The organism is Rhodococcus sp. T9N, assembly GCF_024436645.1.
Classification (GTDB): Bacteria; Actinomycetota; Actinomycetes; order Mycobacteriales; family Mycobacteriaceae; genus Rhodococcus_F; species Rhodococcus_F qingshengii.
The window spans coordinates 467,729-489,585 of the sequence record NZ_JAMSKS010000002.1; the positions used below are offsets into that span (position 1 = coordinate 467,729).

Consider the following 21,857-nt stretch of genomic DNA (forward strand, 5'->3'; position numbering starts at 1 on the left):
CGTCGCAGCTGAGGGAATCGTTTCCCGGTTCCTGTACGCCTGAAGCGAACAGCGATTTTCGACGCCTGATCAGCCGAATATCGGGAGTACCCGAGCGCACGGCACCTCACGCGGATTCGACGGATCCAGCGCGTTGAGCGTCAGAGTCGCCGTTCGCTGCGACGCCACCAGCGCGATGTGATCCGACAGGTCCTGCTCGCAACCGTCCTGAACAACTATGTTCGACGCGTTCGACGCGGCCAGTATTCCGCTGCTGTACGGAACGACCACTTGATCGAATCGAGTCACGATGTTGGTGTACTCGACGTCATCGGAGTAGACGCCCGCGTCGCGCAGTTCGGTGACGAAGCTGGCGTTGTCGAAATCCGGTCCCCCGACGCCTTCCGGCGGGCCGACCTCCGAGCCGTCCCACAACGGAGCGATGGAGACGATCTTGGAAACGTGCGTGTCACCGCCGAGGAACTTGGCGTAGTAGGCACTGACCGTCGTCCCCTGGGAGTGCCCGATCAGGTCGACCTTCGAGGCACCCGTCGCAGAGAGAACGTCGTCGACGAAGTCCGACAGCTGCCCTGCGCTGTCTCCGAGTGGTGCGAGACCGCCGGCTGCGGAAATCGGCCACGGCTGGTCCGTTCGATTCCCGAAGGTGAGCGCAAAAACGCAGTATCCCTCGTTGGCCAGTACGGGTGCGAGTACGCCCCAATTGGTCTGACGGTTGGCCGCCGTCCCGTGCACCAGGACGACTGGATCAGGATGAGCAGCGGAAGGCGTGCACGAGAAGTCGTTGGTGCCAGGGGCCGATCCGCCCGGGTTGGTCGCTTCGAGGGCGATTCCACTGAGGAAACCGGACGGAACGGGAAGAGGTTCGTTCGCTGACGCAAGAGACGGCGCGGACGCGGCCACGGCTCCCGCCACAGCGAGAGCGCCCACGCATGTTCGAATCCCCACCGAAGGCCTCCGCATAGTGATCAACCCACGACGGGCAATACCGAGTTGCACGGTACCGGCCGCTGATGCGCGGGGTCGAGTGCATTGAGAGCAAAAGTCGCGGCGCGCAGCGATGCCGCGATTGCCAGGTGATCGGAGATGTCTTGCTCACAACCGTCCTGGACGACGATGTTGGTGGCGTTCGGCCCAGGCTCCAGCCCATTTGTATACGGCAGCACCAGTTCGTCGTAGCGGGTCGTGATGTTCGTATAGTGAACACCCGGCGCGTAAACGCCTCCCGCACGGAGATTTTCGATGAACTCCGAGCCTGCCCCCATGTTCAGACATGCCTTGCAGATCGGGAATCCGGCCTGCGCTGCCTCGGATACCCCGAGTTCGCGAAGGCTGCGGCCGACACTTGCCTGCTCGTTTCCGAGCGTTCCCTTCCACAGCGACGCCACCGAGACGATGTTGTCCACTTTGTCGGCACCACCGAGGAACTTCGCGTAGTACCCGTTGATGATGGTGCCCTGGGAATGTCCGATCAGATCTACCGATGTAGCACCCGTGGCATCAAGTACTTGATCGACAAAATTCGACAATTGCGCTGCGCTGGAAGGAATTTCCTGCATTCCACCGATGGCCGACAACGGCCACGGCTGCTCGGGGAAGTTGCCGTATGTCAGCGCGAAGACGCAGTAGCCCTCGTTGGCGAGCAACGGCGCATAGGTGGCCCAGTTGGTCTGCCTGTTTCCACCCGTTCCGTGAACGAGCACAACCGGATTGGGATGTTCGGCAGTCGGTTTACACGAAAAGTCATTGGATCCAGGAGCTGAACCGCCAGGATTTCCCAACTCCTGAGGAACACCGGCAAGGAAGGCATTGGGCACGGGCAACGGGGCCTGAGCCGAAGCCACGGAGGTGAACCCGACGAGCATCAGAGCGGCAAGAACCACGCCCCCGAACAACCTGTTTCTGTGCACGACCGACTCCTCTACGAGAGATGCGAACCGTGCAGACGCTAACAAACTAGAACGCGTTATCAATCCGTTTCGGCAAAATGCGCCCGAATCCATTCGCGATCCATTTCAGACGGCCTTTTCGTAGGCTCGGCGCACCTTGGTGGAAATACGACCGCGGGCCGAAATCTCGAAGCCGGCACCCTTGGCCCATTCGCGGATGGCGGCACTCTGATCGCGGTCCGCGACGGGACGGGATTTGGTCACCGCTCCGTTGACTGATTTGGCGGAATTCGACTTTCTCGCATGAGGAATCCACTTTTTCAGTGCATCGCGCAGTTCCGCGGCGTGGGCGGCGGTGAGATCGATTTCGTAAGCAACTCCGTCGACGGAAAACTCCACAGTTTCGTCCGCGGGCGATTTTTTGTCCAGATCGTCAACCATCGTGACAACAACCTTTTTCACCACGACCATTCCTCCCCAGATCCTTCGATAAGCAGCGACAATAGCACCTGGACAAACGTCCTGTCTTGGCTCGTCAGGATGATTGGGACTTCTCGCCGCCGGGTATGCCGGTCGACTTGTCTTGCGACAAGGACAGTGCCGATACACTCCTCGCGACGCATCGGGGGATGCATCCAGACGGGGGAATCATGACAGACGACGGCTCGAGAAAAGACCTCTACCGAGCGCAATCTTCGCCTCCAAGAACGGCACTCTCGCCAGTATCGCTTACGGCGGACCCACGAATTTCACCATCTCCGGACGCCCGGCGATCCGGCACGCCGCAACCGTCACAAATATCCCGGCGGACAACGAATGCTATCCGCCCTCAGCACAATTCGATGTCGTCACCACACCCGGATACTCCACAGCCGAGGTCATGGTCTTCCTTGTCCAGTCGGATCAGGGACTACCTGACGCACTCAACCAGGGCACGATCGACCAAATCATCGCAACAATTCGAGAGTCCGAAACTCGGGCGACCGCGCATGGATGAATCCTTTGCCGCAGGCGAATGTCGTTGGGAACTATCGAATACCTTGGGAGCGCCCCAACTGAAAAAGGTTCGGCCGCAACATGTGCGGCCGAACCTTGATCGAAGTAAAGCTAGCGAGCGGACGGACGAACGATCGGGAAGAGGATCGTCTCGCGAATACCGAGACCAGTCAAAGCCATCAGCAGTCGATCGATTCCCATGCCGGTGCCGGTGGTCGGCGGCATGCCCTGTTCCATCGCGGCGAGGAACTCCTCGTCCAGCACCATCGCTTCGTCGTCGCCTGCCGACGCGAGGCGCGCCTGGTCGACAAAGCGCTCACGCTGGATGACCGGGTCGACAAGTTCGGAGTAGCCTGTCGCCAACTCGAATCCGCGGATGTACAGGTCCCACTTCTCGGTGACACCCTTCTTGCTGCGGTGATCACGGGTCAGGGGCGACGTCTCGACCGGGAAGTCACGGACGAACGTCGGCACGTACAGCTGATCGCCGCACTGGTGTTCCCACAGCTCCTCGACGAGCTTGCCGTGGCCGTAGCCCTTGTCCTTGGGAACCTCGAGGCCGACCTTCTCCGTCAGAGCGAGAAGCTCGTCGACCGTTGTATCCGGCGTGACCTCGGTGCCGATGGCAGCCGACAGCGACGGGTACATCTCGAGAACCTGCCACTCGCCACTGACGTCGTACTCGGAACCGTCGGCGAGGGTGAGGACCTGCGTGCCAAATGCTTCCTGCGCAACTTCCTGGACGAGTTCACGAATCATCTTCGCGGAATCGTCGTACGTGCCGTAGGCCTCGTACGTCTCGAGCATCGCGAACTCGGGCGAGTGAGTGGAGTCGACGCCCTCGTTGCGGAAGTTGCGGTTGATCTCGAAGACCTTCTCGATACCGCCGACGACGCAACGCTTGAGGAACAGTTCCGGCGCGATACGCAGGTACAGGTCGATATCGAGGGCGTTCGAGTGCGTGACGAACGGGCGAGCTGCCGCGCCGCCGTGCAGCGTCTGCAGCATCGGCGTCTCGACCTCGAGGAAGCCGCGGCTCTCGAGTGCATTGCGCAGCGCACGGACAACAGCGACGCGCTTGCGGGCGTTGTCGCGAGCCTCGGGGCGAACGATCAGATCCGCGTAGCGCTGACGCACCCGGGACTCTTCGCTCATCTCCTTGTGAGCGACCGGCAGGGGGCGCAGCGACTTGGATGCGATCTGCCAGGCATCGGCCATCACGCTGAGCTCGCCGCGACGGGAGCTGATGACCTCACCGTGGATGAAGACGAAGTCGCCGAGGTCGACGTCGGACTTCCAGGCAGCCAGTGCCTCTTCGCCGACGCCGGCGAGGCTGATCATGGCCTGCAGCTGGGTACCGTCGCCTTCCTGCAGAGTCGCGAAGCACAGCTTGCCGGTGTTGCGCATGAAGATGACGCGGCCGACGACGCCGACCAGCACGCCAGTCGCCGTGTCCGGCTCGAGTTCCGGGTACTCCGCGCGGATCTGCGCGAGCGTGTGGGTGCGATCGACCGAAACCGGGTACGCCTCCTGCCCCTGCGCGAGGATCCGTTCACGCTTCTCGCGCCGGATACGGAGCTGCTCGGGGGTGTCGTCGACTGGCTGGGCTTCTACATCACTCACGGGGTACAAGACTACTGGGCCGTGTCCACCGCGTTTGTTGCTGGTAGCACCGCGGCCACCGCGAGCACGATTCCCGACAGCAGGTACAGCCCGACCCGAACGTGATTCCACATAGTCCAACCCGCCTCGTACGACGCCCATGCGGCCGCGTCGATAGTGCTGACCGAGGCAAACGCGTCGTTGCGAGGGACGTGGTAGATCGCGGTCACCGCGAAGGACGCGAGCACCCCGACGCAACCGACGACAGCAAGGACCCAGCCGTCCGGTCTGGAGATCGCTGCCCAGATTCCAGCGGCGATCGCGGTGAGCGCCGATCCGACCAGCGGCAGCATCAACGCACTACGCGGCGCTTCGACGTTGATCGCCTGCATCGACGTGATCGCGGTATGTGCATCGACCGACCGCAGAGCGGGCATCACGAAGGACGAGAAGGCAAACAACGCACCACCGGCGACGAGCGCGCCGAGGGCAGTCACCCCGAGCAGCAGCTCCAAGAAAATCTCGGATTTCTTCACGACCAGACCCCCGTTCGAGCAGCCTCGGCGGCAAAAGTGGTGAAATCTCGAGCGGGTCGTTCCAGGACCTCTTCGACGACGCCGGTCACACTTTGATTTCGTCCGTCGAGAACCTCGGCAAACAGGTACCTGAGTAACTCCACGACGTCACTCGGGACGCCGACCTCCGCCATGCCGTCGGAAAACTGTTTGAGTCCAATTCTTTCGAATGTCACGAGACGACCCGACGCCGTCGAAATCGCATCCACCGCCGCCGCGAAAGTGAGCAACTCCGGACCTGTCACCTCGAGAACTCGGCCGAGGAGGTCGGTTCGAGTCAATGCGGCCACCGCCACGTCGGCGAGATCGTCGACGTCGATGAACGGCTCCCCCACCTCACCGACCGGAAGTGCCAGGTGGCCTTCCCGAATCGGATCGAGTAGGTACCCCTCACTGAAGTTCTGGGCAAACCAACTGGCCCGCACCACAGCCCATTCCAGACCGCTGTCGGCGAGAACCTGCTCGGCTTTCTGCGCCGCCGGTTCACCGCGCCCGGACAGGAGCACCATGCGACGAACCCCTTCGCGGTACGCAAGCTCCGCGAACTCCTCGATGTGGGTGCTCGATTCCGGAACAGCCAGATCTGGCGCATACGTCACATATGCCACGTCGACGCCGGACACTGCTGGCTGCCACGTCGTCTGATCGTTCCAGTCGAAACGCGCCCCGGATGTTCTCGATGCGATTCGGGTACGGATTCCCACCGCCGTCAGCCTCTGCGCAACGCGCGCACCGGTCTTGCCGGTACCACCGATCACTACTGCCGATTGAATGTCGCTTGTTGTCGTCATGCACTCATTCGACCGCGGAGCGTCAATACGATCCATAGCCGAAGGTCACAAAAACATACGCCAGCGTCTACGGTCGAAGCATGGATGCATTGTCGATGATGCTGGCCGGATCGCGGGCGGAGGGCGCTTTTCTACTGCGCTCGCTGCTCGATCCACCGTGGTCATTACGTATCGAGGACCACGCACCGATCACCGTGCTGGTTCTGGTTCGAGGCAGCGCGGTCGTCGTCTCCGACACCGGACAGACAGAAGATCTCGAGGCCGGCGACGTTGCACTGTTGCGCGGCCCCGATCCGTATACGGTCGCCGATCACCCGGACACACCAGTCCACGTACTGATCGACGAAGCACAGAATTGCGCTGCGGTCGACGGCACACCACTCGAGGACATGTCGGTTCTCGGCGTTCGCACCTGGGGCAACTCGACCAGTGGTCAGACCGTCATGCTCACGGGCACATACCGTTTGGACTCCTATGTCAGCCGTCAGATCCTCGACAGCCTGACACCCGTCGCGGTAGTGCGACGCAGCATCGAAACCGCGCCGATGACAAACCTTCTGGAACAACAGATCGCCGCCGACGGGCCCGGACAGGAAGTGTTGTTGGACAGGCTCCTGGACCTGGTCCTGATCTCAGCGGCCCGGACCTGGTTCGCCGAGAACCCGAATCGATCACCGCGATGGATCAAGGCCTACGAGGATCCCGTCATCGGGCATGCCTTGCGGCTCATACACAATCGGCCGGAACACCCCTGGACGGTCGCGAGCCTGGCCCAGGAGTCCGGCAGCTCGCGAGCGGCCTTCGCGCGCCGGTTCACCAGCCTCATGGGGCTCGGACCTGTCGGCTATCTGACCGAGTGGCGACTGTCCGTGGCGGCAGATCTGCTCGCAGACCCGGCACGAACGGTGTCGTCGATCGCGCGAGAAGTGGGTTACTCGAGCCCCTTCGCCCTCACAACCGCGTTCACCCGTCATCACGGAATGAGTCCGAAGATGTACCGCCAGACCCGCTGTGCGCCTTTATTAACCGCCCGCGGTTAATAAAGGCGCACAGCAAATACCTCAATGAGCCGAAACCGCCGCCAACTCGCGGGAGCAATGACGAACTCCGCTCAGCGCACCGAGCAGGCCGGCGGCCTTGATCGCCTGGTACCCGCCCACGAGATCGGTGGCCTTGTGCAGACCCAACTGCTGCAACGACGCTGCGGCCAGGCTCGAGGTGTAGCCCTCGGAGCAGACGATCACCCACTCGACGTCGTGGTCGGTGGCCAACGCGAGGTGTGCGCTGCTGGTGGGGTCGAGGCGCCATTCGAGCACGTTCCGCTCGATCGCGAGTGCACCGGGAAGAGTTCCCTCGATGGCGCGCTGCGCCTGCGGGCGAATGTCGACGAAGATCGCGCCGCGGTGGAAGGCTTCGGTGAGCTGGAAGACGTACATACGATCGATCTGTGCGCGAGCGTCGTCGAGCATTTGGTCGATGGTCATTTGGTGCCCCCCTCGGGCAGGTCGGTCAGCTCGGTACGGGTGCGGCGAAGTGTCCGGTGATCCGTCACTTCGTAGAAGGACATTGCCGTCAGCGGCGGCGAGTAGGCGTGAACGCTCAGAGTCGGTGCATCAGAGCTGATTTCGATCGGAGCACCGGGAGCATCCGTCGAACGCACGACATCGTGAACCCATCCGAGCGGGAACGAAGCCTGATCGCCGGCGTCGAGCTGGCGTTCCACCAGGGCGTCACCGGCCCAACGGAATTCGGTGAGCGAACCACTGAGGACGGTCAAGGCACCGAACGAGCCTGCGTGGTCGTGCAATTCGGTGTTGCGTTCGGGCACCCAACTGATGAGCCACACATCGACGTCGTCGTCCGCGTGCAAGCGGGTGGACCAGCGGTCGAGCGTCGGGAAGGTGTCGGGGATGAGGTGATCGAAACGGCCGTCGAGCACGCCGTTTGCTCCCTCGTCGGTCAGACGCAGCAGATCGGCCGGGCGAAGGCGGGTAGGCAACGACGCACCACTCGGGCGACGTCCGGACGCCCCACGGTTAGCGCTACGACCTGCGGAAACAGCACGGTCAGCAGTAAGAGTCGGGGCCAAAACAGAGAGATCTGCAGAATATGTGGATAGCACGAGCTAGCTCCAAGGAATGTGAATTGGTCAAGGCAGCGGTCAGCCTCGACAACACTCCTGAGCACCCATGCAGCGATTCACGAGCACCATTGTGGCATAACTTTTGCAATCGCGAAACCGCTGGAACGAAACCATCGATCAGGCGACGGGTCGTCGACCGGATCCACGACGCGCCTGATTGCGCTCGAAGACCAACCTCAGCCCCTCGAGGGTGAGGTCCCGTTCGAGGTGATCGATGGTGTCGGATTCGGGAATGATCAGCGGTGCGCTGTCCCCGGTCGCGATCACGGAGACGTCGTCACCACCGAACTCCGATAGTTCGTCGCGGACGCGGTTGACCAATCCGTCGACGAGGCCTGCAAAGCCGAATACCGCACCGGACTGCATGCATTCGACGGTATTCTTGCCGACCACCGAACGCGGGCGCACCAATTCGACCTTGCGCAGCGCAGCGGACTGCGACGCCAAGGCATCGGTCGAGATCTCGAGTCCGGGCGCGATGCAGCCGCCCAGAAACTCACCCTTGGCGGAAACGACGTCGACACAGGTCGACGTACCGAAGTCCACGACAATGCACGGCCCCTCGTAAAGATGGTGAGCGGCAAGGCTGTTGACGATCCGGTCGGCTCCCACCTCTTTGGGGTTGTCCACCAGCAGTGGCACACCGGTGCGAATACCCGGTTCGACCACCACATGGGGAACGTGCCCCCAGTACCGCTCGAGCATCACACGGATTTCACGCAAGACGGACGGCACTGTCGACAGCGCCGCAACGCCGGTGATCTGATCGACATGAGAACCCAACAGCCCACGGAAGGTCAACGCCAACTCGTCGGCAGTCATCCGAGGATCGGTTCGCATTCGCCAGTCCTGCAACAGCTTCGAATACTCACCAGTCCCGGAGAACAGACCGAGAACGATGTTGGTGTTCCGGACGTCGACCGTGAGCAGCATGGATTACACCAGGCTGGATTCGCGCGAGGCCTCGAGCGTCGACAGCATGCGTGGGGTGATCAGACCCGAACCCTCCGGCGCGTGAGCCGGGTCGGAACCGAGTTCGATCTGCTTGTTGTCGGCATCGACGAAGACGACGCGCGGGGAGTACTCCTTGACTTCCTGCTCGTTCATCACGCCGTAGGCGATGAGGATGACCAGGTCGCCTGGCTTGACCAGATGCGCTGCCGCACCGTTGATTCCGATGACACCGGTTCCGCGCTCGCCGGCAATGACGTACGTCTCGAGACGCGCACCGTTGTCGATGTCGACGATGCACACCTGTTCGCCTTCGAGGAGGTCTGCGGCGTCCATCAGATCCTGGTCGACGGTGACGGAGCCGACGTAATGCAGGTCGGCGTGAGTCACGGTGGCGCGGTGGATCTTCGACTTCATCATCGTGCGAAACATATCCAGGTCCTTACTCGTGAAAAGTGCTCAGTGAGACAGCAGGTCGTCGATGGCGTCGGCGGATGGGTCGGTGTCACGCTCGAGGAAGCCGGTTCCCACCGCGACACCGACGTTGTCGATCAAACGGGTGGTTCCGAGCTTGGCGGCCACCAACAGTCGGCCGTCACCTCGCTCGGGTGCGGGGCCCAGATCGACGCCCCGAACCTCGAGGTAGTCGACCTCGATTTCCGGAACAGCTGCCAGAACAGCGCGTGCGGTTTCCAGGATTGCTTCCGCTCCCCCAGCCGCCGCGTGTGCACCGGCGATCAGAGCGGCGGACAGCGCGACCGCTGCCGCGCGCTGGTTCTCGTCGAGGTAGCGATTGCGAGAGGACAACGCGAGACCGTCGAACTCGCGAACCGTCGGAACTCCGATGATCTGTACATCGAAGTTGAGATCCCACACCATCTGACGGATGAGCGTCAGCTGCTGGTAGTCCTTCTCACCGAAGTACGCGTGATTGGGTGCCGCGATCTGCAGCAACTTCGCCACCACCGTCAGCATTCCCGCGAAGTGAGTGGGGCGCGCTCCGCCTTCGAGTTCGCTACCCAACGGGCCCGGCACGACGGTGGTGCGCTGGCCCCGCGGGTACATCGTCTTGGCGCTCGGCGCGAACACCAATTCGACGCCCTCGGCGCGCAACAGGTCGAGATCCGCATCGAGAGTGCGCGGGTACGCGTCCAGATCTTCGCCGGCACCGAACTGGAGCGGGTTCACGAAGATGGAAACGATCACGACGGCGCCGGTGACCTTGGCCTGACGAACCAGTTCGATGTGGCCGGCATGCAGCGCACCCATCGTCGGAACGAGCGCCACCTGACGCCCGACACCTCGCAGTGCCCGCGAGACGCGCCGAAGCTTGTCCGGATCGTGGTGCACCGTCAGTTCGCCGCGCTTGTATCCGCCCTGCAGATCACTCACGACGGTCACCTCCCGTTTCAGTCAAGATGTCGAACAATTCGGTGGGGGCGCCCACCCGCTGGGCCGATCGCAAGGACATCGCCCGATAGCCGGCAGCGAGCTCCGGATCCAGGTCTGTCAGTACGCGCAAATGTGTGTCGACAGCAGCAGCGTCGCCGCGTGCCACCGGGCCGGTCAACGCCGAGGGACCGCGTCGTAGCGCGTTGTCCAAGGCCGCCGACAGCAGCGGCTGCAGGACTCGCTCGGCCACTCCACCCGGATCGCCGTCGACCAACTGCTGACCGAGCAGCTCGTCACCTTGCAACGACGCTCGCAGGGCCTCGACGGCGTCGACCACGAGCGTGACCAGGTGATTACTGCCGTGAGCCAGTGCGGCGTGGTAGAGCGCGCGGTTCTCCTCGCGCACTCGGACGGGCTCGCCGCCGATCTCGAGGACCAGTGACTGCGCGATCGCGTAACCGATGTCGTCGGCAGCGGTGATTCCGAAGCAGGCCGACGACAGCCGTGCGGTGTCCTCGTCGTGACCGGTGAACGTCATCGCCGGATGGATAGCCAGGGGCAGTGCGCCCAGTTCGGTGAGTGGAGTCAGGATCGCGATCCCGTTGGCACCGGACGTATGGGCGACGAGCGTGCCGGGCTTGACGGCATGGGTGGCCGCCAGACCTCGAACAAGATCCGCAAGCTGATCGTCAGGAACGGCGAGAATCAGCAACTCGGAACGAGCTGCGACGTCGGCAGCCGGAAGAATTTCGGTATCGGGAAGCCGCTTCACAGCGCGGGCGACCGAGGCGCTGGAGACGGCGGAGCAAGCGCTGACAACATGACCGGCTCGCTCCAATGCGGCACCGACAGCTGTTCCGACCCGGCCTGCGGAGACAATTCCTACCGTCAATCGCGCAGGTGCAGGTCCATTAGTGATCCCGAAGGAAGTCACCGGATTCCTCTCGTTCGTTCCAGTCCCGCTCGGCGGGTACCAGACGTTCTGCGTCCGAGGATATCCTTCGCCCGAACCGTCATGCCATGGCCGGGCGAGTGATCTGCGACTCAGTCCTCTCGGCGACGGCGTCGACCGGAGCCTTCGGACGGGTTGTTCGAACTCAGATTCGCCATGATTTCGGCGACGGTCAATCCGTTGGAATGAGCACCACTGGCGGCATCTTCCGGAGCAGCACGGCGACGACGTCGCGGCTCCGCGTCAGGCTCCGCAGCGGATTCGGGTTCAGCTTCCGCGACAGCTTCGGGAACAACCGCGGGAACAACCTCGGGCACCTCTTCGACGACAGCGTCTTCGATGACGGCATCTTCGATGTTCGGGGCCTGGGCGGGAGCCTTGACTTCAGGCTCGACCGGCGCGACCGGCTCCGAATCCTTCTTCACCGAAACGTCTTTCACCGTTCGTGTCGGCGAGGAACTCACCGGAGAACTCGGTGCTTGGTTCCCGCTCTGGGGCTTCTGCGTCTCTTGTGGCTTCTGCGTCTCTCGAGACTTCTGGGTCGGGATGACGCGCGGCGCCACGAAGCTGCTGTCACGCCACGACGTCTCCGCGAACACGACGGTTGTCTCAGCAGTCACCGGATCGTCGTTGGGCGAAGCCAAGCCGCCGACGTTCGGTGCCGGTTGGCTGGGCCCGCTCTGGCCGGCGCCGGGAACGTACAACCCCGACGGTGCCGGCTGGTACGCGCCGTACGAACTACCGCCAAGTTCCGGCACTCGCGTCGAATCGGTCTTGAGCGCGGTCTGTTCGGGCAGCAGCCCACCTTCGAACAGTGCTTCGAGGTTTCGGCGCAGCGCCACCAATTCGGCGCGCAGGCCGGCCAGTTCCTCCGCGTCCGCGGTCACCTCACGTCGCACGCGACCTTCGACGCTCAGTTCGTACTCGCGTCGAGCAGAAATTTCACGTTCGAGCTGCAGTTCGTACACGGTCTGCAGATCGGCAACCTTGGCTTTGTCCAGTGCCGACTCACGCCGATACTTGGTCATGGCGATAGCGCCGAGGGTGGCTGCCCACAGAGCGACGACCAGACCCACCCGAAGAAGCTGAACGCTGTTACTGAAAATCAGAAACAGCGAAGCAATGACAGCAAGTGCCAGAAGAGCAGCAATGATCATCTGGCTCGCGCTGCGCTTGCTTCGGCGCGCAGACTTCGATCGACCAGAATTTGTCATGGTTGCCAGGGTACTTGCCGAGACCGGGGTCGCCACGTACCTCGGTGGGTGATTTGCCGACCAGGCTGTCAGTGCGCAGGCTCGTCAGGTGTATCTTCCGGCGTCTTGCAACAATGTTCGAGCCACAGAGCTGCCGCTACCAGCGCAATTGCGGCGCCCAACCCCACCCACGCGCCCGGCGTGTCGGAGGCTGCAGCCTGCAGAACTGAACGCTGTGGGATGAGATACACCAGCACTCCGACCCAGACACCGACGGTAGCTGAACCGACCAAAGCGGATGCTTTGGCCAATGCCAGCGCTCGGGCGGCGGTGATCGGATGAAGCTGTCTGAGTCCGTCGCCGACCTGCCGGTTCTTGACGCGTGAACGAATGACAAAAGCGAAGACGGCCTCGGCAACGGCCACGAAGTACAGCGACGCTCCCGCATAAACAGGGATGGGCGGCATCGAACCGTAGAACACGCGAATCAGAATCCAGGTGGCCACGGCCGCCACTGCGGCGAGTACCGCGAGTTCACTGATCCGGGTCGGCTTCAAACCCTTGTCGTTTTCGGTCACCGCGCAAGCACCACATCGGTAGTGCGGACACCTTCGCGCTCAGTGCGATCGAGGCCGTCGAGAATTTGTGCCACCGGCAACTTCTGGCCGTCGACGATCAGCGTCGCGTCAGGCTCGACGTCCAGCCAAGGAACGAGAACGAATGCCCGAAGACGCGCGCGCGGATGCGGAAGTGTGAGCACGGGATCGGAACTGACGACGCCTTCGCAGTCGACTACGTCCACGTCCAGGCTCCGTGGCCCCCACCGCTGTTCGCGCACCCGGTCTGCGGCTTCCTCGAGAGCTTGCGAGCGGCGAAGCCATTCAGCGGCATCGGCTTCGGGATCGTCGACCACCACCACCGCGTTGTAGAAATCCTGCTGCTCGACGCCACCCCACGGCGCGGTCGAGTAGACCGGTGAGACAGCAACGACGGCGCTGCCCAACCCGTCGACAACGGACTGCAGGTGAGCCACGCTGTCGCCGATGTTGGAACCGATCGACAGAACAGCGCGCGTCATGCCGATCGGGTCCGATGTGCGACGACGGCAACGTCCGCAAAAACCAGCGGAATCGGTGCCGACGGTTTGTGGACAACAACCTCGACGCTCTCGACTCGCGAATCTTTCATGACGTCGTCGGCGATCTCCGCGGCGACGGTCTCGATGAGATCGCGCGACGGGCCGGCGACTATCGCTGCGGCGGCTTCCGCCAACTCGCCGTAGTGCAGGGTCTGCGTCAGGTCGTCCGACGCCGCGGCGGGAGCCAAGTCCATCCATACGGTGATGTCGATGAAGAAGTCCTGACCGTCACGCTTCTCGTGGTCGAACACTCCGTGATTGCCGCGAACCTTCAGTCCGCGCAATTCGATTCGGTCCCCCATGTCAGGCCCTTTCTCGTCCACGGTTCCAGGCGTCGACCACGGCAATGGCGTCGAGCGAAGCTTGTGCGTCGTGCACCCGAACTCCCCAGGCGCCTTCGCGCGCTGCAAGGGCGGAGACCACGGCCGTCGCAGTCTCGCGGCCACCAGGTGGACGCGGATTGCCGTCGGGATCGCTGAGCAGAGACCCCAGGAACCGCTTTCGGGAAGCGCCGACCAGTACCGGGAATCCGGTCGCGTTGAACTCGGGTAGTGCGCGCAACAGTGCCCAGTTGTGGTCGGCGTTCTTAGCGAACCCGAGGCCGGGATCGAGGATGATCGACGACGAATCGACCCCTGCCTTCAACGCCAGATCGACCTGCGACAGCAGTTCGTCACGGACGTCGCGGACCACGTCGTCGTAGTGATCGGCGCTGCCACGATGGACGTAGTCACCGGCCGAGCGCCAATGCATGAGGATCCAGGGCACTCCGGCGTCGGCCACAACGGAGGCCATGTCGGGGTCTGCGCGACCACCCGATACGTCGTTGACGATGCCTGCGCCCGCTTCGATCGCGGCGGCGGCAACGGAAGCACGCATCGTGTCGACGCTGACGCGAATTCCGGCTGCCACGAGTTCTTCGATCACCGGGGCAATTCGGTCCGCCTCGAGTTTCGGATCGACACGGGTGGCTCCGGGGCGCGTCGACTCGCCGCCGACGTCGACGATGTCGACGCCGATGCGTTGCAGTTCGAGTCCGCGAGCGATCGCCGCGTCACGATCGAGAAATTGACCACCGTCGGAAAACGAATCGGCGGTGACGTTCAGAATCCCCATCACGACCATCCGGGCCGGATCGCTGCCTGCAACGGGAGCCGCGGACATCTTGCTCACTTACGCAGGATGAGGTCCAGCGCTTCGGACCGTGAGGCCGCGCTGGATTGCAGGAGCCCACGAACCGCAGACGTGGTCGTGCTGGCTCCGGGCTTGCGGATACCGCGCATCGCCATGCACAGATGCTCGGCTTCGATGACGACGATGGCTCCACGCGGGTCGAGCTTGCGCATCAATGCGTCCGCGATCTGACTGGTCAGGCGTTCTTGAACCTGCGGACGCTTGGCGTACAGGTCGACGACGCGCGCAAGCTTCGACAAACCGGTGACCTTGCCCGACTTTCCCGGGATGTAGCCAACGTGAGCAACACCGTGGAAGGACACCAGGTGGTGCTCGCACGTCGAGAACATCGGAATGTCTCGCACGAGCACCAACTCCTGGTGACCCTCGTCGAAAGTCGTGTTCAACGCGTCGTCGGGCTCGGAGTACAAACCCGCGAAGATCTCCTTGTACGAGCGCGCAACCCGGGCCGGCGTATCGAGCAGGCCTGGGCGCTCCGGATCTTCCCCGACCGCGATCAACAATTCCCGTACGGCAGCCTCTGCCCGCGCCTGATCGAACGGGCGGCCCGTTCCGAGCGACACCAGTTCACTGGCCACATCATTCACCGACAACCGAACTCTCCTCGAGAATTGTTCACAGGTCCCCCGCCGCAGAGCCTAGTGGCGCCAGGTCAGCGAGATCCGTCCGGTCCGTCCCAGCGAACGGTGCTCGGTCCCTCGTCCTCAGCCGAATGATGCGGAGGAGGAGTTTGCGGCTGTTCCGGTGCGGGGCTCTGCCACTGGTTTTCACCCGACGGGTTTCCCCGGTTCGGATCGGCGAAGGGTCCACTGTCCGGATACTGCACCGGGTAGTCGGGCTGCGCGGGGTAACGACGGCCGGGGTGCGGCTGCTCCGGGTACGCCTGCTGTCCCGGGTGCGGCTGGCCGTACTGCCCCTGATCGGGCTGGGGCTGACCGTGTTGGGGCTGACCGTACTGGCCCTGCGACTGGTTCGGCGGGGTCGGATTCTGTCCACCGGTGTACCCACCCGACTGCTGTCCGGGGTACGTCGGCGACGGGTTCTCACGCGGAGGCCAACCCGGTGCCGACCATCCGGCGGGCGCTCCGTAGTCGGGTGTCCCCGGTTGCGGAGTCTGCTGCGGAGCACTCGGCTGCGGGTACGAAGGCTGTGCGTAGCCGTTCGAGGGTCCCTGGTTGCCGTTGTTGGGGAGACCACCGTTGTTGGGGAGACCACCGTTGGGGGCACCGCTGTTGGGGGCACCGCTGTTGGGTGCACCTGCCTTGACGAGAACAGGTGCGGCAGCGGGCTCCGGCCAGGTTTCGCCGCGCTCGATCGCGAGTTCGCGAGGAGTCTTCACCGGCGGACGATCCGAAGGCGTGCGCCCACCGAAATCGTTGAAAGCCGTGATGCGCGGACGCTTTTCGACGCCGGCAAGGATCTTCTCGAGGTCCTTGCGAGTCAACGTCTCACGCTCGAGCAGTTCGGTAGCGATGAGGTCGAGCGCATCGCGGTACTCGTTGAGGATTGCCCACGCTTCGGTGTGCGCTGCCTCGATGAGGTTGCGCACCTCTTCGTCGATTTCACGGGCGATCTCGTGTGAGTAGTCGGACTGAACGCCCATCGAACGGCCGAGGAACGGATCCCCGCCCTCCTGTCCGTAGCGAACCGCGCCGAGCTTGGCACTCATGCCGTATTCGGTGACCATCGCGCGGGCGATCTTGGTCGCCATGTCGATATCGGACGACGCTCCGGTGGTGGGCTCGTGGAACACCAACTCCTCGGCGGCGCGTCCACCCATTGCCATGACGAGACGAGCGATCATCTCCGAACGCGTCATCAAACCCTTGTCGTCCTCTGGCACGGTCATCGCGTGGCCACCCGTGCGACCGCGAGCGAGGATCGTGACCTTGTAGACCGGCTCGATGTCAGGCATTGCCCAAGCAGCCAGCGTGTGACCGCCCTCGTGGTACGCCGTGATCTTCTTCTCGTGCTCGCTGATGATGCGACTCTTACGCCGCGGTCCACCGACAACACGATCCACCGATTCCTCGAGCGAGGCTTCGGTGATGACGGTTCCGTTTTCGCGTGCGGTGAGCAGCGCAGCCTCGTTGATGACGTTGGCGAGATCGGCACCCGACATTCCGACGGTCCGCTTGGCGAGACCTTCGAGGTCGGCGTTGGGATCGATCGGCTTGCCCTGCGAGTGCACGCGCAGGATCGCGCGGCGACCGGCGAGGTCGGGGGCGCCGACCGGAATCTGGCGATCGAAGCGTCCCGGACGCAGCAGTGCGGGGTCGAGGATGTCGGGGCGGTTGGTTGCGGCGATCAAGATGATGCCGGTGCGATCACCGAAGCCGTCCATCTCGACGAGCAACTGGTTGAGTGTCTGCTCGCGCTCGTCGTGTCCGCCGCCCAGGCCTGCGCCGCGCTGACGACCGACGGCGTCGATCTCGTCGACGAAGATGATGCAGGGGCTGTTCTGCTTGGCCTGCTCGAACATGTCGCGAACACGCGAAGCACCGACACCGACGAACATCTCGACGAAGTCAGAACCGGAGATGGTGAAGAACGGGACGCCGGCTTCGCCTGCGACAGCGCGAGCGAGCAGCGTCTTACCGGTTCCGGGAGGGCCGTACAGCAGCACACCGCGCGGAATCTTGGCGCCGAGCGCCTGGTAGCGAGCCGGGTTCTGCAGGAAGTCCTTGATCTCGTACAGCTCTTCGACAGCCTCGTCCGCACCGGCGACGTCGGCGAACGTGGTTTTCGGCATGTCCTTGGTGAGCTGCTTGGCCTTCGACTTACCGAATCCCATGACTCCGCCGCGACCACCGCCGCCCTGCATCCGGTTCATGACGAAGAAGAAGATGCCGAACAGAATGATCATCGGCAGCACGAACAGAAGGATCGACGTCAGCCAGCTCTCCTGAGTGACCGTCGTGTTGAACTTGTCCGCACCGGCGCCTTCGACCTTGTCGAAGATCTGCTCCGACGCACTCGCGGGGTACTTCGCCAGGATCTGCGTCTTACCGTCGGTGGCGTCGTTGCCGTTCTTGAGCCACAGACGAACCTGCTGCTCACGGTCGTCGATCTGCGCCGACTCAACGTTCTTGGCGTCGAGTTGGGAGATCGCGACCGAGGTGTCGACGGTCTTGAAGTCGCGGGTGTCGTTGCTGAAGTAGCTGAAGGCATAGATCACCAACAGCACGACGGCTACGAGTAGCACGTTACGGAACACAGTCTTACGGTTCATACAGGTCGGCCGATGTGGCCGGTCCTTTCGAGAGTGCGGGTCTGCCAGGTCGCCTTCCGGCTGCCAACCGGACACCTGCAGGTTACCGCGATCGGCCCCATCGATGCCCGCCAGCGGCCGTGCCGCTTGGTTGGAACGGTCGTCACTGTGTTCAACGTGCGCATTGCCGATCAGGTTCCCGGGCTACGTCGCAGCACAGTTTCCTGTGAGCGAACATGCTCATAGTGGTTATCGTGCGTTTTTCCGACGCTTGTCCGCCGTTATTCGTCAGGCCGTGTCGGAGAGGATTCCCGCAACAGCGTCAGCGGCGCCCGATTGGTCACCGTCGATGATGCGGTGAGCGAGATGATCGAGTCGCGCAGACAGTCGCGCCGAGGACTCGGGCACGTCCGCCTGCTTGGCGATGGTGTCGTCGAGATCAGCCAATAAGCCGCCACCAGCCAGGTGCCTGACGCAGCGCCATGTCTCGGCGAAGTTTCTCGCGGTCCCGTCGTCGGTCAACATCGCGACCCGAAGCGCAGCGTTGGGATTCGACGCCGCCGCCCGAGCCAGGCCGGCCATGATCGCTTCCCTGGCGGCAGTCAGTTCGTCGACGGTTCGGTCTTGCAACCGCACTCCCGAATCCGCAGACCTACCCGCGTCGGGCGTGGGAGCTTCGCGAATCACCGCTCCGTTACCGTGCTGAATTTCGACTCTGCCCCGAATCTCGAGGGCCACGAGCGCTTGAGCCAGCGACGCGCGACTCACGCCGAGTTCGGCAGCCAGGCTGCGTTCGGGAGGAAGCCGATCGCCGGGCGAAAGACCTTGAGCCTCGATGAAATTCGAAATGTGCTCGGCCAACTGCTCGTACAGGCGCGGACGCTTCAATCGTCCGGGCAGGCCCGAGCGCGAGCCGGGCGATGACGTCGAATTCATGCCTCGGAGTGTACTTGACAAATGGAGCAGTGGCAGAGAGGCTAGGCCAATTCCAAGTGATGCAGACCACAAGCTGGTCGCGAACGGATTGAGAGTTCGATGGCAAATGTCATAGCCCTGTCAGTACTTGTCCTGGTGTTCGTCATATCCACCGTGAGGTCGGTGAACATGGGTGCGCTCGCCCTGGTGGCTGCCTTCGTCGTCGGAACACTGGTCTTCACCGTCGATACCAGCGAGATCCTCGACGGCTTCCCGGCCAGCCTCTTCGTCATCCTGGTCGGCGTCACCTACCTGTTCGCGCTGGCCAGAAACAACGGCACGGTCGACTGGATCATTCACGCGGCAGTCCGCGCGGTCAGAGGACGAGTGGCCCTCGTGCCGTGGGCGATGTTCGCGGTGTGCGCGGCCGTCACCGCCATGGGCGCGGTCAGTCCCGCTGCCGTCGCCATCATCGCGCCCGTGGCAATGGGCTTCGCCACCCGCTACCGGATCCACCCCATGCTGATGGGCTTCATGGTCGTCCAGGGCGCAACGGCGGGCAGCTTCTCCCCTATCGGAATCTTCGGTGTGATCACCAACGACGTCATGCGTCAGAACGGCCTCCCGTCGAGCCCGGCCTTGCTGTTCGTCTCGACCTTCGCGGCCGCGGCCGTTGTTGCTGCCATCGCGTACGTCTCGTTCGGCGGACGCGCGTTGATTGCGCGCGGCGCCTCCGAACGCGTGCTCGTCAACGCAGTCGGCAATGCGTCTGGCGGGAGCGACACCATCACCGGCTCGGGTTCCGGCGACAACTCGAAGAGTGGCGGCAAGTCCTCGGGTGGGACCGCTCCGCACGAGGGAGCACTCAACCTCGAGCGGCGACTCACCCTGCTCGGACTGGCGTCGCTTGCACTCGGCGCCTTGGTCTTCGACCTTGACGTCGGCTTCACCGCACTGACTGTCGCGGTACTTCTCACCCTGATCTTCCCGGCTTCCGCCCGCGGCGCCGTCGACAAGATCAGCTGGGGCACCGTGCTCCTCATCGGCGGAATCGTCACGTACGTCGCTCTTCTGCAGAACCAGAACACCGTCCAGTGGCTCGGGGATTCTGTTGCACACGTGGGGATTCCACTTCTCGCAGCCTTCTTGATCTGCCTGATCGGCGCGATCGTGTCGGCGTTTGCATCCACCACGGGAATCCTCGGCGCACTCATCCCTTTGGCAATTCCATTCCTCATGACCGGTCAGGTCAATGCAACCGGTCTGGTCATCGCGCTGGCAATCTCCTCGTCTCTGGTCGATTGCAGTCCGTTCTCGACCAACGGCGCGCTGGTGGTCGCGAACGCCGCTCCGGAAGAACGCGACGTGGTGTTCGGGCTGACGATGCGGTGGGGCATGACCATCATGGTGGTGACGCCGATCCTCGCCTGGCTGCTGTTCGTTGTTCCCTGGTCCGTCTGAATCTTCGCTCAAAGAAAGGGAACTCGCGATGAACAGCGAATCCACACTTCTGCGCTCCCTCGACCCCCGCATCTTCGACGATCACGGAGCGGCGGTCAGTTTCGGCGAAGGCGCAACCCTCTCTCGCGCCGACTTGTTTGCCGCCGCCACCGCGGTCGCCGATCGAATCCACGGTGCACAGCGAGTGGCAGTACAAGCCGCAGCCGGCCTCGAGACAGTGGTCGCCGTCGCCGGCGCACTGATCGCCGGTGTTGCCGTGGTCCCGATCCCGCCGGACTCCGGCCCGCTCGAACGTCAGCACATCATCGCCGATTCCCAGGCCGAACTGATACTCGGAGACGGACCGTCGGATTCGAGTATCCCGTTGATTCCCATCGATATTCACGCGCGATCTGCGACGTCCTATCCCGAACCGAGCGCGGCAGCTACCGCACTGATCATGTACACCTCAGGAACCACCGGAGCTCCGAAAGGCGTTGTCCTCTCGCGAGCATCGATCGCTGCGGATCTCGACGCGCTCGCTCATGTGTGGAATTGGACGCCAGAGGACACACTCGTCCACGGACTGCCCCTCTTCCACGTCCACGGGTTGATTCTCGGCGTGTTGGGCGCCTTGCGCGTGGGTTCGCCGCTGATTCATACCTTCAGACCAACTCCGGATTCGTATGCCGCAGCGGGTGGCTCGTTGTACTTCGGTGTTCCGACCGTCTGGTCACGCGTGTGCGGTGAGCCCTCGGCGGCAGCAGCATTGCGATCCGCGCGCTTGCTCGTGTCCGGAAGTGCACCACTTCCGGTTCCATTGTTCGAGCGGATGAAATCGCTGACCGGGTTGGCTCCCGTCGAGCGCTACGGAATGAGTGAAACCCTCATCACCGTCAGCACGACGCACGACGGCGAACGTCGCCCGGGTTGGGTCGGGCACGCCGTTCCGGGAGTCAGGACGAGGTTGCGCGGCGAGAACGGCGAATTGTCGGCGCACGACGGAGAGCAGCTTGGGCAACTGGAAGTTGCGGGCGCCGTTCTCTTCGACGAGTACCTCGGGAACCCCTCGAAGACAGCGGAATCCATGACCGAAGACGGCTGGTTCCGCACCGGCGACGTCGCGGTGATCGACGACAGCGGATTCCACCGCATCGTAGGTCGCGAGTCGGTCGACATGATCAAGTCCGGTGGATACCGCATCGGTGCCGGCGAGGTGGAACAGGCACTTCTGGCATACCCCGGTGTTCGCGAGGCCGCCGTCGTCGGTGTGCCGGACGACGATCTCGGCCAGCGCATAGTCGCCTTCATCGTCGGAGATGTAGCCGACTGCGCGGTGGTTTCGGACTTCGTCGCCGAATCGCTGTCGATCCACAAGCGCCCACGCCAGGTTTGTCTGGTCGACAGCTTGCCCCGCAACGCTATGGGGAAGGTGCAGAAGAAACTGCTGACGACCTAGGCGGTTGGGTCAACGGTCG

23 protein-coding genes are annotated in these 21,857 nt (G+C 63.2%); 3 read left to right on the plus strand and 20 right to left on the minus strand.

Annotated features, from left to right (window positions below):
* Nucleotides 1-69: 69 nt before the first annotated feature.
* The 6 genes from M1L53_RS05945 to M1L53_RS05970 all read right to left on the minus strand — a co-directional run bounded on the left by M1L53_RS05945 (nt 70) and on the right by M1L53_RS05970 (nt 5,850).
* The gene (locus tag M1L53_RS05945) at nt 70-927 is read right to left on the minus strand and encodes a triacylglycerol lipase (protein WP_054187905.1); all 858 of its coding nucleotides are present in this window, start codon (nt 925-927) and stop codon (nt 70-72) included.
* 38 nt (nt 928-965) lie between these two features.
* On the minus strand, nt 966-1,862 hold the full coding sequence (locus M1L53_RS05950) for a triacylglycerol lipase (protein WP_047269726.1): 897 nt from the start codon (nt 1,860-1,862) through the stop codon (nt 966-968).
* A 150-nt stretch (nt 1,863-2,012) separates the two neighbouring features.
* Nucleotides 2,013-2,351 (minus strand): Lsr2 family protein, encoded by a 339-nt coding sequence (locus M1L53_RS05955; protein WP_198165745.1) that lies wholly within the window; start codon nt 2,349-2,351, stop codon nt 2,013-2,015.
* 642 nt (nt 2,352-2,993) lie between these two features.
* The gene (lysS, locus tag M1L53_RS05960; protein ID WP_054187903.1) at nt 2,994-4,505 is read right to left on the minus strand and encodes a lysine--tRNA ligase; all 1,512 of its coding nucleotides are present in this window, start codon (nt 4,503-4,505) and stop codon (nt 2,994-2,996) included.
* Nucleotides 4,506-4,516: 11 nt separating this feature from the next.
* Nucleotides 4,517-5,020, minus strand: coding sequence for a DUF1772 domain-containing protein (locus M1L53_RS05965; protein ID WP_047269656.1), 504 nt, complete (start codon nt 5,018-5,020; stop codon nt 4,517-4,519).
* A complete protein-coding gene (locus M1L53_RS05970; RefSeq protein WP_050656737.1) occupies nt 5,017-5,850 on the minus strand; it encodes an NAD(P)H-binding protein in 834 nt (277 codons plus the stop codon). Before M1L53_RS05970 ends, M1L53_RS05965 begins: the two co-directional genes overlap by 4 nt.
* An 80-nt stretch (nt 5,851-5,930) precedes the next feature.
* On the opposite strand from M1L53_RS05970, the gene M1L53_RS05975 reads away from it, so the two are divergent.
* On the plus strand, nt 5,931-6,890 hold the full coding sequence (locus tag M1L53_RS05975; RefSeq protein WP_050656736.1) for an AraC family transcriptional regulator: 960 nt from the start codon (nt 5,931-5,933) through the stop codon (nt 6,888-6,890).
* A 21-nt stretch (nt 6,891-6,911) separates the two neighbouring features.
* Here the strand turns inward: M1L53_RS05975 and M1L53_RS05980 are convergent, their stop codons facing one another.
* The 14 genes from M1L53_RS05980 to M1L53_RS06045 form a co-directional block, all read right to left on the minus strand.
* The gene (locus M1L53_RS05980; protein WP_003945445.1) at nt 6,912-7,334 is read right to left on the minus strand and encodes a rhodanese-like domain-containing protein; all 423 of its coding nucleotides are present in this window, start codon (nt 7,332-7,334) and stop codon (nt 6,912-6,914) included.
* Nucleotides 7,331-7,849 (minus strand): cysteine dioxygenase family protein, encoded by a 519-nt coding sequence (locus tag M1L53_RS05985; protein WP_007726989.1) that lies wholly within the window; start codon nt 7,847-7,849, stop codon nt 7,331-7,333. Before M1L53_RS05985 ends, M1L53_RS05980 begins: the two co-directional genes overlap by 4 nt.
* A gap of 261 nt (nt 7,850-8,110) precedes the next feature.
* Nucleotides 8,111-8,926: a type III pantothenate kinase gene (locus M1L53_RS05990; RefSeq protein WP_054187902.1), complete on the minus strand. Its 816-nt coding sequence runs from the start codon at nt 8,924-8,926 to the stop codon at nt 8,111-8,113.
* 3 nt (nt 8,927-8,929) lie between these two features.
* On the minus strand, nt 8,930-9,376 hold the full coding sequence (gene panD / locus M1L53_RS05995; RefSeq protein ID WP_003945761.1) for an aspartate 1-decarboxylase: 447 nt from the start codon (nt 9,374-9,376) through the stop codon (nt 8,930-8,932).
* Nucleotides 9,377-9,403: 27 nt separating this feature from the next.
* A complete protein-coding gene (gene panC, locus M1L53_RS06000) occupies nt 9,404-10,336 on the minus strand; it encodes a pantoate--beta-alanine ligase (protein ID WP_175280118.1) in 933 nt (310 codons plus the stop codon).
* Complete coding sequence (locus M1L53_RS06005) at nt 10,329-11,270, minus strand: Rossmann-like and DUF2520 domain-containing protein (RefSeq protein WP_003945822.1); 942 nt, start codon at nt 11,268-11,270, stop codon at nt 10,329-10,331. The genes panC and M1L53_RS06005 overlap by 8 nt, the downstream gene beginning before the upstream one ends.
* 110 nt (nt 11,271-11,380) lie before the next feature.
* A complete protein-coding gene (locus tag M1L53_RS06010) occupies nt 11,381-12,502 on the minus strand; it encodes a DUF6779 domain-containing protein (RefSeq protein WP_179090775.1) in 1,122 nt (373 codons plus the stop codon).
* 68 nt (nt 12,503-12,570) lie between these two features.
* Nucleotides 12,571-13,038: a DUF3180 domain-containing protein gene (locus tag M1L53_RS06015; RefSeq protein ID WP_153213529.1), complete on the minus strand. Its 468-nt coding sequence runs from the start codon at nt 13,036-13,038 to the stop codon at nt 12,571-12,573.
* 17 nt (nt 13,039-13,055) lie between these two features.
* Nucleotides 13,056-13,559 carry a 2-amino-4-hydroxy-6-hydroxymethyldihydropteridine diphosphokinase gene (gene folK, locus M1L53_RS06020; RefSeq protein ID WP_054187901.1) on the minus strand — a complete coding sequence of 168 codons (504 nt, stop codon included), beginning with the start codon at nt 13,557-13,559 and terminating at the stop codon, nt 13,056-13,058.
* Nucleotides 13,556-13,921 (minus strand): dihydroneopterin aldolase, encoded by a 366-nt coding sequence (folB, locus tag M1L53_RS06025; RefSeq protein WP_003945780.1) that lies wholly within the window; start codon nt 13,919-13,921, stop codon nt 13,556-13,558. Before folB ends, folK begins: the two co-directional genes overlap by 4 nt.
* A gap of 1 nt (nt 13,922) precedes the next feature.
* Entirely contained in the window at nt 13,923-14,783 is an 861-nt protein-coding gene (gene folP / locus M1L53_RS06030; RefSeq protein ID WP_020968349.1) for a dihydropteroate synthase, read from the minus strand.
* A 5-nt stretch (nt 14,784-14,788) separates the two neighbouring features.
* The gene (gene folE, locus M1L53_RS06035; RefSeq protein WP_019746783.1) at nt 14,789-15,406 is read right to left on the minus strand and encodes a GTP cyclohydrolase I FolE; all 618 of its coding nucleotides are present in this window, start codon (nt 15,404-15,406) and stop codon (nt 14,789-14,791) included.
* 59 nt (nt 15,407-15,465) lie between these two features.
* Nucleotides 15,466-18,045 (minus strand): ATP-dependent zinc metalloprotease FtsH, encoded by a 2,580-nt coding sequence (gene ftsH, locus M1L53_RS06040; protein WP_054187900.1) that lies wholly within the window; start codon nt 18,043-18,045, stop codon nt 15,466-15,468.
* A gap of 267 nt (nt 18,046-18,312) precedes the next feature.
* Nucleotides 18,313-18,960, minus strand: a complete 648-nt coding sequence (locus tag M1L53_RS06045; protein WP_054187899.1) for a FadR/GntR family transcriptional regulator — start codon at nt 18,958-18,960, stop codon at nt 18,313-18,315.
* Between the two features lie 99 nt (nt 18,961-19,059).
* Between M1L53_RS06045 and M1L53_RS06050 the strand changes: the two genes are divergently transcribed.
* Both M1L53_RS06050 and M1L53_RS06055 read left to right on the plus strand, forming a co-directional pair.
* Nucleotides 19,060-20,400, plus strand: coding sequence for an SLC13 family permease (locus M1L53_RS06050; protein ID WP_054187898.1), 1,341 nt, complete (start codon nt 19,060-19,062; stop codon nt 20,398-20,400).
* Between the two features lie 28 nt (nt 20,401-20,428).
* Nucleotides 20,429-21,838 (plus strand): acyl-CoA synthetase, encoded by a 1,410-nt coding sequence (locus tag M1L53_RS06055; protein WP_054187897.1) that lies wholly within the window; start codon nt 20,429-20,431, stop codon nt 21,836-21,838.
* The last annotated feature ends 19 nt before the right edge of the window (nt 21,839-21,857 follow it).